Consider the following 14,550-nt stretch of genomic DNA (forward strand, 5'->3'; position numbering starts at 1 on the left):
TAGGTCTTATCGATCATGAACGCGCCCACCCCGGATAAAGCCCCCAGCCCATTCGTCACCATGGGCCTGATCGGCCTGATGTTCTTCATCTTCGGCTTCGTGACGTGGCTGAACGGCCCGCTGATCACCTTCGTCAAGTTCGCCTTCGACCTCGACGACGTCGGCTCGTTCATGGTGCTGATGGTCTTCTACATGTCCTATTTCGTACTGGCCCTGCCTTCGGCCTTCATACTCAAGCTGACGGGGATGAAAAAGGGCATGGCGCTCGGCCTGCTGGTCATGGCCGCCGGGGCGGTCATGTTCGGGCAATTCGCCACCCATCGCATCTACGTCGGCGCGATGACCGGCCTGTTCACCATCGGCGCGGGCCTTGCCCTGCTGCAGACGGCGGCCAACCCCTATATTTCCATCGTCGGGCCGATCGAGTCGGCGGCCCAGCGCATCGCCGTCATGGGCATTTTCAACAAGCTGGCCGGCATCACCGCCCCCTTCGTCTTCGGCGCGCTGGTGATGAGCGGCATTACCGAGTTCGGCGCGCAGCTTGACGCCGCCGCCGATCCCGCCGCCCGCGAAGCCCTGCTCAGCGGCTTCGCCCAAAAGGTCCTGTGGCCCTATATGGGCATGGCCGCCCTGCTGGTCGCGCTCGCCCTGTTCGTGCTGAAATCGCCGCTGCCCGAATTGAAGGGCGAATCGAAAGCCGAAATCACTGCGCAAAAGGGCGGCCAGAAAGTTCGGGGAGGTCTGTTCGCTCATCCCAACCTGTTCTTCGGCGTACTTTGTATCTTCCTCTATGTCGGCGTTGAAGTCATGGCCGGCGACGCCATCGGCACCTATGGCGCAGCCTTCGGCCTGCCCTTGAACCGCACCGTGCTGTTCACCTCTCTGACGCTGGGCGGCATGCTGGTCGGCTATATCGTCGGCTGGATCGTCATTCCGCGCTTCGTGTCGCAGGAAAAGTACCTCGCCTTCTCCGCGGTGCTGGGCATCCTGTTCACGCTGGGCGCCTTCCTGACCAGGGATTACGTATCGGTCGGCTTTGTCGCCGCGCTCGGTTTCGCCAACGCCATGATGTGGCCGGCCATCTTCCCGCTGGGCATCCGCGGCCTCGGTCGTCACACAGAGATCGGCTCGGCCCTGATGATCATGGGCATCTGCGGCGGCGCCGTTCTGCCGCGCCTCTATGTCGGCCTGGCCGAAACCGTGCCGTTTCAGACCGCCTTCCTCATTGTCATGGCCCCCGCCTATCTCTACATCCTGTTTTTCGCCCTGTTCGGCAGCCGCGTGGCGGCCAAGGCGCAAGGTTAGCTCATGACTCAGTATTTCCTCGGCATAGACGGAGGCGGCTCGAACTGCCGCGCGCGTCTGCGTGACGCCGACGGCCGCCGCCTCGGCGAAGGCATGAGCGGTTCCGCCAATATCCGCCTCGGGCTCGACCTGATCTGGGGTCACATCCTCGAAGCTACGGATCAGGCCTTTGCGCAGGCCGGGCTGACGCGCGACGCCTTTGCCTGGACTTTGATCGGGCTGGGATTGGCCGGCATCACCACCGCCGAAGACGCCGCCCGCACCATCGCCGCAGGCCCGCGCTTCGCCTTCGCCTCCGCCGGGACCGACGCGCACGCCGCCGTGCTGGGGGCCTTTTCCGGACGCGACGGGGCCATCCTCATCACCGGCACCGGGTCCGCCGGCTACGCCTGGGTCAAGGGGCAGGGCCACGCCGTCGGCGGCTGGGGCTTCGAGGTCTCCGACGACGGGTCTGCCGCCGTACTGGGTCGTGAGGCCACCCGCGTGGCTCTGCACGCCTTCGACGGCCTGACGCCGCGCACCCCCTTTACCGACGCCGTTATGGCCCGCTTCGGCGGGCAGCCGTCGCAGGTCGTGGCCTGGGCCACCACCGCCCGGCCCAAGGACTACGGCACACTGGCCCCGCTGATCCTGTCGCACGCGCAGGAAGGCGACCCGGTCGCCGTGGCGCTGGTCGAACAGGCCGCCCGCGATCTGGGCCGCTATATCCGCCGCCTGAACGAGCTGGGGGCCGCGCAGGTCTGTCTCGTCGGCGGCATGGCCGGCGTCCTGACGCCGTGGCTGGCGCCATGGACGCGCGCTATACTGGCGACGCCGGAGCAGGACGCCATCGAGGGCGCGCTGCTGATGGCGCAGGGGGCGGGCAACGGCCTGAGCCCCGTCACACATGAGGTAGTTTCGTGAGTCTGACCTTCTCCAACGCCCGCCTCATCACGCCCGTCGGCGTCGTCGAAGGCTCCCTGACCGTCGAAGGCGACCACATCGCCGCCATCGGTGCAGAGACGGGCGGGCTCGATCTCGACGGCGGCTATCTGCTGCCGGGCTTTATCGATACGCAGGTCAATGGCGGCGGCGGGGTGCTGTTCAACGACGCCCCGACGGTCGAGGCCATCGCCGCCATCGGCGCGGCGCACCGCGCCTACGGCACCACCGGCTTCTTCACCACCCTGATCTCCGACGATCTGGCCGTGGTGGACAAGGCGCTGCGCGCGACCGAAACCGCGATTGCCAAGGGTGTGCCGGGCGTGCTCGGCATCCATGTCGAAGGCCCCTTCCTCAATGTGAAGCGCAAGGGCACCCACGATGAGACCAAGTTCCGCCGCCTCGATGCGGAGGCCATCCGCCTGCTGTCGTCGTTGAAAGCCGGCAAGACGCTGGTGACGCTGGCCCCCGAACTGGCCGCCCCGGAAGACATCCGCGCGCTGTCCGCCGCCGGGGTGATCATCGCTGCGGGCCATACGGACGCGACCTATGCCGAGGCCCGCCGCGGCATCGAAGCCGGCATCAGCGGCGTCACCCACCTGTTCAACGCCATGTCGCCCCTGTCGCATCGCGCGCCGGGCGTGGTCGGCGCCGTGCTGGAAGACGACGACCTCTATGCCGGCATCATCGTCGATGGCGCGCACGTCGATCCGGTGGCGCTGAAGATCGCGCTGAAGGCCCGCCCCTACGACCGCTTCATGCTGGTCACCGACGCCATGCCGACCGTGGGCTCGACCACCAAGCGCTTCAATCTGATGGGCAAGGACATCCGCGTCGAGAACGGCGTCTGCGTCGGCCCGGACGGTACGCTGGCCGGGTCCGACCTCGACATGGCTACCGCCGTGCGCAACGCCGTGGAGATGTTGGGTCTCGAACTTGAAACCGCCTCGATGATGGCCTCGGAAGCCCCGGCGCGCTTCATGAAACTGCCCCGAACCTACGGCCACCTCGCCGTCGGCGCGCGCGCCGATCTGGTGTGGCTCGACGCCAATCTTCAGGTGCGCGGCGTGTGGATCGGCGGTCAATCGGACGCGACCCTGAGCCACGCCGCCTGATTATTCCGAAGCCGCAGCCGGCGCAAACCGGCTGCGGCAATCGATTTTACGACAGAACCACAATTACCACACGGCGGTTGGCCGCACGGCCTTCGCGCGTATTGTTCGGCGCGACGGGTTGTTCGGCGCCGTAGGAGATGGACGCCATGCGGTTCAGGGCCACGCCCTGACTGTTCAGGAAGCGCTTCACGCTTTCGGCCCGCGCATTGCCCAGACGGTAATTGATGTCGTCCGTGCCGGTGGCGTCGGTAAAGCCCTGGATTTCGAGATAGACATTCTTGTTGTCGGTCTTCAGACGGGTGGCGAGATCCGCCAGCACCTGCTTGGCCTGTTCCGACAGAACCGCCTTGTCCGTATCGAACTTGATCGAATCGTCGCTCAGCACGACAGAATAGTTGAACTTGCCTTCGGCCAACTTGCCAGCGGCGGTAGCGCGGTTCAGCGCTTCCTGCGTCGTCTGGTCCAGTTGCGCAAGGCGGGTTTCCTGCTGGTCGATGCGACCATTAGTCGTAGATATCTTCTCATCGACGTACTTGTGGCTGGCACAGGCCGTCATCGAGAGCATAAGGGGGACCGCCACAAGCAGGGCCCCGGATTTTAAACGCTTCATCGAAAACCTTTCTGTTTCGAATCCACCCATTTCCACCACGCGCTTTGACTAAAAGGGCAGAAAAAGACCGAAAAAAGGCACTTTAATTCCGGAATCGGCGATCCACATCGTCCCCTTATATTTCGATCAGCACCCAACTGGCGTCGTCGTGCGGCTTGAAGCGCGGGTAGCGCAGCCCCTCCGGATCGGCGCGTTCGATGTCGCGCAGGGCTTGAGTCAGCGCCTCCCCCCGTCCGGATATAAGCCCTTCAAAAACCTCGGTAAACGGCACGCCATACGCCCCCCACAAATCGTAGAAGCCGTCCGTCGCCATCAGCACATAACGCGCTTGCGCCGCCGGAACGCGCGTTACCTCCATACCGTCGAGACAGGCGTCGTCCAGGCTCAGGACCCAGTACCCCCCCTCGGTATTCATCTTCGCGCGGTTTTCGCGCAACAGCGGATCGAGCTGCAACCGCGCCGCCTTCAGCCCGATCGGCCCCTGCTCCGCGCGCAGGGCGACCAGTTGTTCCAGCGCCGCCGCATCCAGAGCCTCCAGCACCTCGCCGCCGCTCAAAGCCGTTACCGCGCCGTTGGCCGCTATCAGCCACACCTTCACATCGCCCAGCACGCCCAGTTCGAGTTCGTCGCCATCGCGCCGCACCATGGCCGCGCCCGCCGAGGGCATGGCCCACGGCTCTTCCGGCAAGGGCCCCGACGCTTCGTAGACGGTGCGGGCTTCGCCGATGGCCGCGCTCAGCCGGTCGCGGATGCTGCCCGTCTTAGCCTCCAGATTGTGCGAGACGGTGTGCGCAAACCACGCGGCGTCGCTGATGCCCTCCAGGCGCGACGGCCCCAGCGAGGTCGCCCCGTCGAGCAGCCATACGGCGTCGCCCGACGCGCCCAGCGCATCCTCATTATAGACCCCGCCGCGATCCGAACCCTGTGAGACGATGCGCATATGCGCCTCCTTATGCTGGCCAGTTACCTCTGGCCACTTATACTGGCCAATTATACTGGCATGTATTTGTCGAACCAGTCGCCGCGCGTCAGGCGGCCGTCGATCTTGCAGATGACATCGACCCGCGCACGGATACACACGGCCTGATCGGCAACGCGCACCACCTGCTGATCGAAGACGATCTTGGCGCGTTCGCGCCGCACGGTCGAGCGCACCTCAAAGACCTGCCCGCCGCTCAGCGAGTTCACGAAGTCGATTTCCATGTGCGACGTCATCAGAAAGACCTTCTGCGGGATCAGATCGGCGAACCTCACGCCCTGCTGCTCCAGAAATTCGTGCCGCGCATACTCCATATAGACGAGATAGTTGGCGTTATTGACCACGCCCTGCGCGTCGCATTCGGAGTCGCGCACCTTGAGCGTGGTGATGAAAACGCCGTCCTCGATCCGGTTGAGCATAGGTGCCTCCGCCAAGCGCATCGGTCAGGATGCGCGACTAACAAGCTTTTGCTGGTAAAGGGCCGCGCGCCGCCCTGCAACCCTCAAAGTCGTACGCCACATTTACGTCGAAATTACAAACCGGGAGGTTTCCGACACAGCAAATCCATTATGAAAGGACGAAGCTCCGGTCACCATCCCTCATAAGGAGACACTGTCATGGGCCGTGGAATTCTACTCTGGCTTCTCGGGGTGCCGATCCCCGTCATCATCCTGCTGGCGCTTCTGTTCCGCTGATCGAGGACATGCAAATGAACACGCTCGATCCGGCGGCTGCGGCCGCGCCATCGGACATATATGAAGACGACTATTACGAGGTCACGCCGGGTTCAGGCGCCTGCTGGCCATCGATCCTCGCCGGCGCGGCAGCGGCAGCGGCCTTGTCGCTGATGCTGCTCATGCTGGGACAGGGTCTGGGCCTGTCGTCCGTCTCGCCGTGGGAACCGCTGGGCGAGACCGCCGCCAAGCTCACCGTGTGGGCCGCCGTATGGCTGATCGTCATGCAGTGGCTGTCCTCGGCGCTGGGCGGTTATCTGGCCGGTCGACTGCGCAAGACCTATGTCGGCGTCGATAAGGACGAAGCCTTCTTCCGCGACACGGCGCAGGGCTTTCTCGCCTGGGCTATGGCCACCCTGTTCACTGCCGCCGTGCTGGCCAGCGTCGCCGGAGCGGTCGTGGGGTCGGGCGTGCAGGCCACGGCCACCGTAGCGGCGGGCGGCGCGGCGGGCGACAAGACCGATCCGACGGCCGCCTACTATACGGACATGCTCTACCGCGCCAATCCGACGACTCCGGTCGCGGGTGCACCGGCCGGTCAGACCCCGGCCGACGTAACCGCCGAAACCGGGCGCATCCTCGCCTACGGCGTCGAACAGGGAGATGTGTCTCCCGCGGACAAGGCCTATCTCGCTTCGCTGGTCGCTGCGCGCACCAATCTGAGCGAAGCCGAGGCCGCCGCCCGCGTCGACACAGTGCTGGCTCAGGCCAAGGTCGCGCGTGACGCAGCGCTCGAAGCCGCCGACGAGGCGCGCAAGGCGTGGGCCAAGGTGATGCTGTACAGCTTTATTTCGCTGCTGATCGGCGCATTTATCGCTTCGGTGGCCGGCGCGATCGGTGGCCGTCAACGCGATCAGGATTAGGCGTTCCACACAAACAAAAAACGCGCTGCCCGTTTGCAGCGCGTTTTTTCATGTCTTTGTTCGCAGTCAATTACGCAATGATATCCGGGCGGATGCGGTCTTCCAGCGTGGTGATCTGGTCGCGCAGAGCCAGCTTCTTGCGCTTGAGGCGCGCGATCAGGATCTGATCCGGAAGGGCCATGGTCTCAAGCGCCACAATCGAATCGTCCAGATCCTTGTGTTCCTGACGCATGTGCGCCAGTTGAGTGCGCAGATTGACCGTCTCGGCATCCAGCGGCAGGGCCGCTATCCCCGGATCGGTTTCGCGCATCACCGGCTCCAGATCGTCCTTCTGGTATTCCAGCGCCTCTTCGGTCACCAGTTCCAGATTGGTGTGGTCGAGGTCTTCACGATGAATCACCCGGCGTTCGACATCGCTGCTCGATTCCACCGGCGTGTTTTTCACCAGTTGCAGCGAATCGGGACGGAATAGAGCGCGGATATTGCTGTCATCATGCATGTGGACCAGCTCCGGTTCGTTCTGAATAGTGAGACAGCGTCCTGTGATTACTTTCAGGACGACCTGTGGATATTAAGTATTATACCTCAAAAAACCGCGCTCCGAAAGAGCATCGCAGAAGGCAATCAGCGGATTTCGCGGCACGACCCGCGCCCACAGCTTCGCCACGGCAATCAGATTGTCGCGCGCCGTCTTTTGTGGCTCGGCGGCCCCTGTACCGACCAATGCCGACAAGGCTTCCATCTGGGCGCGTTCGGCCTCGATCTCCAGCGCTTTGACCCGCGTGCGCAGGGCTTCGCGGTGCGCATCATCCATATCCCCAACCACGGCGCGCATCCGCTGGCGGATGGTGCGTAGGGGCACGACCACCGTATCGGCGTAGGCGCGCGAAATATCGACCGCCGCCTCTGCCGTCTCTTCGTCCAGCGCCACGCCCCTTACCCCGGCCCAAACCGCAAACAGAACCAGCGGCACGTTCTGCCCGTGCGTGTCCTGCAGTTCGAGGCATCTGTCCGCCACGCCCTCGCCCCCATAGGCGGCCACGGCCCAATCCCAGAAATCACTCATCCCTGAGCCCGGTCCAGCGCGTCATCGGCGCGTCGAGCCCGAACAGGTCCAGCGCCCTCGCCACGCTCTGATCGACCATGTCCTGCAAGGTCTGCGGGCGCGTATAGAAGGCCGGCACCGGCGGCGCGACCACCGCCCCCATCTCGGTCACCGCCGTCATGGTGCGCAGGTGCCCCAGGTGCAGCGGGCTTTCGCGCACCATCAGCACCAGCCGCCGCCGCTCTTTCAGCACCACATCGGCGGCCCGGCTGATCAGGTTCGAGGTCACGCCTGTGGCGATTTCGCTCATCGTCTTGATCGAGCAGGGCGCCACCAGCATCCCCAGCGTACGGAACGAGCCCGACGCGATCGTCGCCCCGATATCGGCGACCTTATGCACCTGATCGGCCATGGCATTGAGGTCGGAAATCGTGAAATCGGTTTCGGCGCTGAGCGACAGGGCAGCAGCCCGCGACACGACCAGATGGGTCTCGATACCCAGATCACGGAGCATCCTGAGTGCCGTGATACCGTAGACCGCGCCGGACGCCCCGGAGATGGCCACGATAAGTCTTTGATTAGCTTCCGCCATTGGCCATCGCCTTTTTTTCACCGCAATAAGTAGCTCATAAATTTAAGCTTTTACTAAATATGAATCTCGCAATTCCGTGATCGGATGTAATGGATCGTGATTACACAGTAAAGCGCTTTGGGTGTTTCCTATACGTGTTCAGGCCTCGATCCGACCACGGAGGATGTGGGAAAGGGATGGGGTTCAGGTCGGCGGGTATCCTCCTTCCGGCCAACTCTTACGAGCACAAAGGAGATGGCTCATGAGCATCGAAGCGAGAGTGCGTGAACTTGATCACCGTCATCAGGTCCTCAAGGACACTATCGCCCGCGAATCGCGTTCGCCCTCGGCGGACTCGCTCTATCTCAAGGAACTGAAGCGTAAGAAGTTGAAGCTTAAGGACGAAATCGACGGCATCAAGTCTATGATGCGACAGGAACGAACGCTTGAGACTCTCCAGTAGACGGGGGGTGATGGCAACCTGAGAAAACGCCGGAGGGTAACCTCCGGCGTTTTTTATTGCGCGTGGAGATGTCTCTGAATATACAATACATATACACATCATATACGGAACATATTTATGGGTATCCTCAAGATCGACGACGACCTGCACGAAGAGGTGCGTAAGGCCGGCAGCGTCATGTGCCGCTCGGCCAATGCCCAGGCCGAATTCTGGATACGCATCGGCATGATCGCCGAAGCCAATCCCGGCCTGACCTTCAACGACATCGTCCGCCTTCAGCTCCGCGGCGCAGGCGTCAGGATCGAGGGTCTTCATGATCAAATCGCCTGACGAACTGCGCCTGATGGCCCAGAGCGGGCGACTGCTGGCCGAGGTCTTCCACATGCTCGATCGCCAGACCCTGATCGGACGCTCGACCCTCGACATCAACGACACCGTCGAACGCTTCATCGTTGACGAGCTTAAATCCCGCCCGGCCAGCAAGGGTCAGTACGGATTCGCCTACGTCCTCAACAGCTCGATCAACGAGGTCATCTGCCACGGCGTGCCCAGTCGCCGCGACATCCTGAAAGACGGCGATATCGTCAATCTCGACATCACCCTCGAAAAAGACGGCTATATCGCCGATTCCAGCAAGACCTACCTGATTGGCAATGTCTCCGCCGCGGCCCGCCGTCTCGTCCGCGTCACCCAGGAAGCCATGTGGAAGGGCATTCGCGCCGTCCGCCCCGGTGCCACACTCGGCGATATCGGCTTCGCTATCGAAAAACACGCCAAGGCCCACGGCTACAGCGTCGTGCGCGACTTCTGCGGCCACGGCATCGGACGCGAAATGCACGAAGACCCCAGCGTCCTGCACTTCGGCCGCCCCGGTTCCGGCCAGACGCTGAGAGAAGGCATGACCTTCACCATCGAACCTATGCTCAATCAGGGCACGGCCAGGTCGGTGACGCTGGACGACGAATGGACCGTCGTGACCCGCGACGGCAAGCTCTCGGCCCAGTGGGAACACACGGTCGCCGTCACGGCCACCGGCGTGCAGGTGCTGACCTTGCGTGAGGATGAGAGGGTTTGAGAGAAAATTCTGGGGCCAGTTGGCCCCAGACCCCGTAAATATCATTCACCACGAACGGCACGAAAAGAACGAACGGGAGCAGACCGAAACGCCCGGCGCGCAGCGCCAGTCACCATGCTTGCCGCACAATGGAAAGGGCCCTTCGGGCCGGTTCGTTTCCACGCAATGATGTTCGTGAAATTCGTGCCGTTCGTGGTCTAAACCTACCGGGTGCAGGGGCCGAGCCCCTGCCCGCCGGAGGCCTTTCCCTTACTTACTTGACCGAAATCTCGAACGGGCTGACCGGCAGAGCGGCATCGGTGAGATTGCACACCGGCGAATCCCCCCAGCAATAGCGCACCCTCGCCGCCGTAGCGGCCAGCGGCCCGCTGAGGACCACCGTCTCGCCGATGATATGTGCGTCGGCATATTGGCAACTGGCCCAGCCTTCGCCGCACAACTCGAAACGCAACGGCACCTGCCCGCCGCGTGCCGTCAGAGCGCCGTCAAGGCTGGCGAAGCGCACTGTGACCTGACCGTTAGAGCGGATGGCGTCGACCGGCACCGGCCCGGAAGGCGTCAGCGGAGCCTTATAGATCAGGCTTTGCGCGGCGCGCGACAAACGCTTGCCGACCGTCAGCTTGTCGCGCGGGTGAATGTCTGTTGGGTTGCCGATATCGATAGTGACGGCGTAGGCGGCATTGCCGTCATTCAGGGCCGCACGGCGCTGGGCGTCGCGCACGCCGGCCCAGCCCGACTCGACGGGTGCACTCGGCATAGCCCCGAAATTGGCCAGTTGCACCAGAAGGAAGGCCGTATCCCGCCCGTACTGCTGCCGCCAGTCGGCCATCAAACCCGCCATCAGCGCTTCGTACTGCGCCGCTTCGCCGGTATTGGACTCGCCCTGATACCATAGGGCGCCGGTCAGAGCGTAAGGTCCGATCGGCGCGATCATGGCCTGATGCAGCGTGATCAGGCCGCCGGTCGGATCCCACGGCGCGGTCGGCGGGAAGCGGACATTGGCGGGCGGCTGCCAATAGCGCCAGCCCGTCTGCAAGGGCTTGGCCTTGCCATCGGCAAGGCGCAGTTCACGCGCGGCTTGACCAAACATGCCGCCCTTGGCCCACAGGTCGACCGCCTGCACGACGATAACATTGTCTCCGGCCTTCAGGCTGCCCGGCGCCAGCTTGTAATGGCGGGATTCCGGCGGGGCCGAGGTATAGCCCACGGCCACCCCATTGACGAAGGTCAGGTCGATATCGTCGATGGCCCCCAGGCTGAGCGTCGCGCCCTGCTTCGCCTCGTCGGCGCTGAGCTTCACCGTGATGGCGTACCACAGCGGGCCGTTATAATCGGCCAGCGCCTTGACGCCCCAGTCTTCGAAATTGCGGCTGACATCGGGGGCCGCCGCCCAGCCGCTCAGCGCCTGCGGCGTCACCGCCCACGGCGTCCCCGGCCCCTTTGAGGCCTGCCACCAGCGGACAAAGGCCTGACCATAGGTTTGAGCCGCCTTGCCGGGATCGGCGGCATAGGTGTCGAGCATGTCGAGCCCGGCCTCATAGCCGCCGATCTTTTGCAGGGCCTCGCGGCTCATCCACGGTTGGATCTTCGACCCGCCCCACGACGAACTGATCAGGCCGACAGGCACGCGGGTCTGGGTCTGGAGGTCGCGGGCGAAGGTATAGCACACCGCGGACCAGTGGGGCGTGGTGGCGGGCGAGGCGATCTGCCAGTCGGTCGGCGTAGCGAAATGCGTTTGCGGGGTGAAGGCCTGCGTTTTCGTCACCGTCATCATGCGGAGGGTGTCGTTTTGCGACGTGGCGATCAACTCGGTCGCCCCGTCCGAGTCCTTGAGGTTCCATTCCATGTTCGACTGACCGGAACAGAGGAAGACATCGCCGACCAGCACGTCGGACACGGTCTGCCTGGCTGCGCCGGCCGCGGCTTCCAACACATAGGGCCCACCCGCCGACATAGGCGGCAGTTCGGCGCGCCAGCGACCCGAAGCGTCGCTTACCGCCGTGACGCGGTTGGACCCGAAAGTCAGGGTCACCGTCTCGCCCGGCCTGGCCTCGCCCCACACCGGCACGGGCCGGTCGCGCTGAAGCACGGCGTGGTCGCGGAACATGTCGCCCAATAGAGGTTTATCCTGCGCCTGCGCCGTCAGCGGCAGACCCAGCGCAATCAGTCCGGCAAGCCAGTGTCGCATCCTGTAGCTCCCTGAATACTTATAAGCCGTTTTTGTTAGCGCTAACGCTACGCCTGACCGGCCGTTCCGGTCAAATGCAAAAAGGCCGGACACCCTGCGGTATCCAGCCTCCTTTGGTCGTAGATCGACGCCCGCTTTAAAGCGCGACCACACCGCCGTCCGTCTTGGTGATGACGATGGTGGCCGAGCGCGGACGGCCCGAGGTCGTGCCCGACTGGCTGGCGGGCCAGTTCGAGGTGATGCTGGCCGCGTTGCCGTTCTCACCCGGGTGCTGGATATTGACAAACAGGGTGCGACCGTCCGGCGTCGAGTCGATACCGGTGATTTCGCACTCCTTCGGCCCGACCAGGAAGCGGCGCAGTTGCATCCCCGGCGCTTTGCCGACGAAGGTGGCCTGCGTGGCCGTCACGCCGCCCGTGCCCGTATTGGTGAGGGTGCGCGCAGCGCCGTCACCGACGCGGCCCGGCATGGCCGCTAGCATCATGCAGTTGGTGACGTCGGTATAGGCGCCGTCGTCCGTCTGAATCCACAGCAGCGGATTGACCAGACCGCCGGCATTGCTGCTGCGCGAGAACCACAGACCGTCCGGGCTGGAGAAGTCGTTGGTGGCGTCGAGGCCGGAGATGTTGATGTTGGTCGGATCGAGGTCCGCACCGGCGCCGAAAGCGTAGATGTCCCACTGGAAGGTGGTAGACTCGGCGTTGTCGCCGGCTTCGCGCAGACGGATGATATGGCCGTTCGGGTTACCGAAGTTGTTCGTCGCGCCGACCGGGTCGTTATAGTGACGCGGATTGGCAGCATTGGTGCCGGTCAGCGGACGGGTCGCGGCATTGTTGTTGGTCAGGGTCAGGTAGACCTCGCCATTGGCCGGATTCACCGCCGCCCATTCCGGACGGTCCATCTTGGTCGCGCCGACGGCGTCGGCGGCCAGACGGGTGTTGATCAGCACGTCGGCCTGATTGGCGAAGGCGTACGGCGTGGCGGAGGCGGTCAGCGGGCCGGTGCCGAAGACCAGCGGCAGCCACACGCCCTGGCCCGTGGCGTCGAAGCGCGCGACATAGAGCGTGCCGTTGTCGAGATACTTGTCGCCGATGGCCAGACGGTCGGTGGCATTGGCGTCGGCAGCGGACCACGGCGTGGCCGAGACGAACTTGTAGAAATATTCGCCGCGCGAGTCGTCGCCCATATAGAAGACCGGCTTGCGGCCCGCGACGAAATTGGCCGGCCATGCGCCTTCGTGACCCATGCGGCCCAGCGCCGTACGCTTGCGCGGCACGGAGTTGACGTCATAGGGGTCGATTTCGACCACCCAGCCGTACTGGTTGGCTTCGTTGCGGTAGTCGCCCGTGCCGTCGGCGGGTTTGGTGGTGTCGACCGTGGTGTTCCACTTGGAGAATTTCCACTGATCAGCGGTATTGGCGGCGGTGACCGTGGCCCAGTTATTGGCCCCGCCCGCGCCCTGCGACACGCCGTAGCGGTTCAGGGCGACGACGTCCCTGGCCGTGCGGTTGGCGTTGTCGCCCGCGCCGCGACGGAAGTAGCCGGCCCAGTTTTCTTCACAGGTCAGGTACGTGCCCCAGGCGTTGACGCCGTTGGCGCAGTTGTTGATCGTGCCGCGTGCCGCGGTGCCGTTGGTCGAATAGACGGTTTTGAGCAGCGCATCGCCGCGCGCCGGGCCGTTGAGGACCATGGGCGTGTTCGGCGTGATGCGGCGGTTGAGCGCGCCGCCCTGAACGTAGGACCACGCGCCGGCGGTCTGCGTCACTTCGACGATAGCGACGCCGTGGGCTTCGATTTCCTTGATCGCTTCGGCTTCCGGGCGCGCCCCGGCGACCGTCGTCGGGCCGTTCGGGTGCAGATAGGCGGCGGTGATGTTCTCGTGGTTCATCACCAGCAGGCCGCGGGTCGAGTTGTTGACGTCGCGCGCCGTGCCCGTGGCGGCCAGACCGAAGAAGGCCATGCCGTCGTGGTGATCGCCCGCGCGACCGGCGAAATTGGTGTCGGTGCCGTTATTGGCGTAGGCGGCGACACCGGCGAGGATCGGATCGCCCAGACGGTAGAGGACGCTGACCGAATAGCCTTCCGGCACGGTGACGATGTCGTTCTTGTTCTTGGCGACGGCGGTAAAGCCGAGCTGAGCCGGGCTGACCGTCACCGACGTGTCCTGATAGGTGCTGCGGCCCTGACCGTCGACGGCGGTCAGACGGAATTCCAGCACGGTCGGCGTGGCGACCGACGGGGCGATGAAGGTGGGCGTGCCCGACGTGGCGTTGGTCAGCGTCACCGACGGGCCGGATGTCTGGGTCCAGTTCAGCGAAGCCGCCTGCGTGGCGCTGCCGTTGAGGGTCACGACGCGGCCCGAAGTCGAGGCGCCGGCCTGACCGGCGTTGATCACGGCCGCCGATTTGTTGTCGTCGTCGCTGCCGCAGGCGCTCAGACCGAACAGACCGGCTACGGCGGCCATGCCGCCCAGCATCTGACGGCGCGACTGACGCTCACTGATGACATCGCTCAGCGACGGATTGTTCGACAGATTGACTTCGATATCGCCGTCGGAATGACGGCCCGTGAATTTGGAGTCGGACATGGCGGGGCTTCCCTTTTGGATTATCTTCGGTCCCCTTTCATCCGACGCGAGTGTGACGGCTGTTTATACCCTTGGTATTCCTTTTATGACATCA

At 64.1% G+C, this 14,550-nt stretch carries 15 protein-coding genes; 7 read left to right on the forward strand and 8 right to left on the reverse strand.

Translation table 11 applies throughout. The features are described from left to right. Positions 1–15: 15 nt before the first annotated feature. The 3 genes from LH365_RS10505 to nagA are packed head-to-tail and all read left to right on the forward strand — an operon-like array spanning position 16 to position 3,341. Complete coding sequence (locus LH365_RS10505) at positions 16–1,305, forward strand: sugar MFS transporter (RefSeq protein WP_226743587.1); 1,290 nt, start codon at positions 16–18, stop codon at positions 1,303–1,305. A 3-nt stretch (positions 1,306–1,308) separates the two neighbouring features. Further along, a complete protein-coding gene (locus tag LH365_RS10510) occupies positions 1,309–2,208 on the forward strand; it encodes a BadF/BadG/BcrA/BcrD ATPase family protein (protein WP_226743588.1) in 900 nt (299 codons plus the stop codon). Continuing rightward, entirely contained in the window at positions 2,205–3,341 is a 1,137-nt protein-coding gene (nagA, locus tag LH365_RS10515) for an N-acetylglucosamine-6-phosphate deacetylase (protein ID WP_226743589.1), read from the forward strand. Before LH365_RS10510 ends, nagA begins: the two co-directional genes overlap by 4 nt. 46 nt (positions 3,342–3,387) lie before the next feature. On the opposite strand, the gene LH365_RS10520 is transcribed toward nagA, so the two are convergent. The 3 genes from LH365_RS10520 to LH365_RS10530 form a co-directional block, all read right to left on the reverse strand. Further along, a complete protein-coding gene (locus LH365_RS10520) occupies positions 3,388–3,951 on the reverse strand; it encodes an OmpA family protein (RefSeq protein WP_226743590.1) in 564 nt (187 codons plus the stop codon). Positions 3,952–4,066: 115 nt separating this feature from the next. Then, positions 4,067–4,891, reverse strand: a complete 825-nt coding sequence (locus LH365_RS10525; RefSeq protein ID WP_226743591.1) for a protein phosphatase 2C domain-containing protein — start codon at positions 4,889–4,891, stop codon at positions 4,067–4,069. Positions 4,892–4,941: 50 nt separating this feature from the next. After that, complete coding sequence (locus tag LH365_RS10530; RefSeq protein WP_226743592.1) at positions 4,942–5,349, reverse strand: thioesterase family protein; 408 nt, start codon at positions 5,347–5,349, stop codon at positions 4,942–4,944. A 290-nt stretch (positions 5,350–5,639) separates the two neighbouring features. Here LH365_RS10530 and LH365_RS10535 point away from each other — a divergent pair, with 290 nt between their 5' ends. Continuing rightward, positions 5,640–6,527, forward strand: a complete 888-nt coding sequence (locus LH365_RS10535) for a hypothetical protein (protein WP_226743593.1) — start codon at positions 5,640–5,642, stop codon at positions 6,525–6,527. Positions 6,528–6,597: 70 nt separating this feature from the next. Here LH365_RS10535 and LH365_RS10540 read toward each other — a convergent pair whose 3' ends face one another. From LH365_RS10540 to LH365_RS10550, 3 genes are all read right to left on the reverse strand, one after another. Next, complete coding sequence (locus tag LH365_RS10540; RefSeq protein ID WP_199225377.1) at positions 6,598–7,026, reverse strand: YdcH family protein; 429 nt, start codon at positions 7,024–7,026, stop codon at positions 6,598–6,600. A 72-nt stretch (positions 7,027–7,098) separates the two neighbouring features. After that, positions 7,099–7,593: a TIGR02444 family protein gene (locus LH365_RS10545; RefSeq protein WP_226743594.1), complete on the reverse strand. Its 495-nt coding sequence runs from the start codon at positions 7,591–7,593 to the stop codon at positions 7,099–7,101. Continuing rightward, positions 7,586–8,164 (reverse strand): UbiX family flavin prenyltransferase, encoded by a 579-nt coding sequence (locus LH365_RS10550; protein WP_226743595.1) that lies wholly within the window; start codon positions 8,162–8,164, stop codon positions 7,586–7,588. Before LH365_RS10550 ends, LH365_RS10545 begins: the two co-directional genes overlap by 8 nt. Positions 8,165–8,405: 241 nt before the next feature. Between LH365_RS10550 and LH365_RS10555 the strand changes: the two genes are divergently transcribed. From LH365_RS10555 to map, 3 genes are all read left to right on the forward strand, one after another. Further along, complete coding sequence (locus LH365_RS10555; RefSeq protein WP_226743596.1) at positions 8,406–8,606, forward strand: DUF465 domain-containing protein; 201 nt, start codon at positions 8,406–8,408, stop codon at positions 8,604–8,606. Positions 8,607–8,723: 117 nt separating this feature from the next. Further along, positions 8,724–8,936 (forward strand): ParD-like family protein, encoded by a 213-nt coding sequence (locus LH365_RS10560; protein ID WP_226743597.1) that lies wholly within the window; start codon positions 8,724–8,726, stop codon positions 8,934–8,936. Continuing rightward, positions 8,920–9,681 (forward strand): type I methionyl aminopeptidase, encoded by a 762-nt coding sequence (map, locus tag LH365_RS10565; RefSeq protein WP_226743598.1) that lies wholly within the window; start codon positions 8,920–8,922, stop codon positions 9,679–9,681. The genes LH365_RS10560 and map overlap by 17 nt, the downstream gene beginning before the upstream one ends. A gap of 253 nt (positions 9,682–9,934) precedes the next feature. Here the strand turns inward: map and LH365_RS10570 are convergent, their stop codons facing one another. Further along, on the reverse strand, positions 9,935–11,869 hold the full coding sequence (locus LH365_RS10570) for a sialate O-acetylesterase (protein WP_226743599.1): 1,935 nt from the start codon (positions 11,867–11,869) through the stop codon (positions 9,935–9,937). 136 nt (positions 11,870–12,005) lie between these two features. Further along, a complete protein-coding gene (locus LH365_RS10575) occupies positions 12,006–14,456 on the reverse strand; it encodes a PhoX family phosphatase (protein WP_226743600.1) in 2,451 nt (816 codons plus the stop codon). Positions 14,457–14,550 lie beyond the last annotated feature (94 nt).

This window comes from Asticcacaulis sp. AND118, from assembly GCF_020535245.1.
In the GTDB taxonomy this organism is placed as follows: Bacteria; Pseudomonadota; Alphaproteobacteria; order Caulobacterales; family Caulobacteraceae; genus Asticcacaulis.

Excerpts from the sequence above, each read along its gene's own strand:
- LH365_RS10505 (WP_226743587.1), top strand. The coding sequence starts at position 16 with ATGAACGCGCCCACCCCGGATAAAGCCCCCAGCCCATTCGTCACCATG.
- LH365_RS10510 (WP_226743588.1), top strand. The coding sequence starts at position 1,309 with ATGACTCAGTATTTCCTCGGCATAGACGGAGGCGGCTCGAACTGCCGC.
- LH365_RS10520 (WP_226743590.1), bottom strand. The coding sequence starts at position 3,951 with ATGAAGCGTTTAAAATCCGGGGCCCTGCTTGTGGCGGTCCCCCTTATG.
- LH365_RS10525 (WP_226743591.1), bottom strand. The coding sequence starts at position 4,891 with ATGCGCATCGTCTCACAGGGTTCGGATCGCGGCGGGGTCTATAATGAG.
- LH365_RS10530 (WP_226743592.1), bottom strand. The coding sequence starts at position 5,349 with ATGCTCAACCGGATCGAGGACGGCGTTTTCATCACCACGCTCAAGGTG.
- LH365_RS10535 (WP_226743593.1), top strand. The coding sequence starts at position 5,640 with ATGAACACGCTCGATCCGGCGGCTGCGGCCGCGCCATCGGACATATAT.
- LH365_RS10540 (WP_199225377.1), bottom strand. The coding sequence starts at position 7,026 with ATGCATGATGACAGCAATATCCGCGCTCTATTCCGTCCCGATTCGCTG.
- LH365_RS10545 (WP_226743594.1), bottom strand. The coding sequence starts at position 7,593 with ATGAGTGATTTCTGGGATTGGGCCGTGGCCGCCTATGGGGGCGAGGGC.
- LH365_RS10550 (WP_226743595.1), bottom strand. The coding sequence starts at position 8,164 with ATGGCGGAAGCTAATCAAAGACTTATCGTGGCCATCTCCGGGGCGTCC.
- LH365_RS10555 (WP_226743596.1), top strand. The coding sequence starts at position 8,406 with ATGAGCATCGAAGCGAGAGTGCGTGAACTTGATCACCGTCATCAGGTC.
- LH365_RS10560 (WP_226743597.1), top strand. The coding sequence starts at position 8,724 with ATGGGTATCCTCAAGATCGACGACGACCTGCACGAAGAGGTGCGTAAG.
- map (WP_226743598.1), top strand. The coding sequence starts at position 8,920 with ATGATCAAATCGCCTGACGAACTGCGCCTGATGGCCCAGAGCGGGCGA.
- LH365_RS10570 (WP_226743599.1), bottom strand. The coding sequence starts at position 11,869 with ATGCGACACTGGCTTGCCGGACTGATTGCGCTGGGTCTGCCGCTGACG.
- LH365_RS10575 (WP_226743600.1), bottom strand. The coding sequence starts at position 14,456 with ATGTCCGACTCCAAATTCACGGGCCGTCATTCCGACGGCGATATCGAA.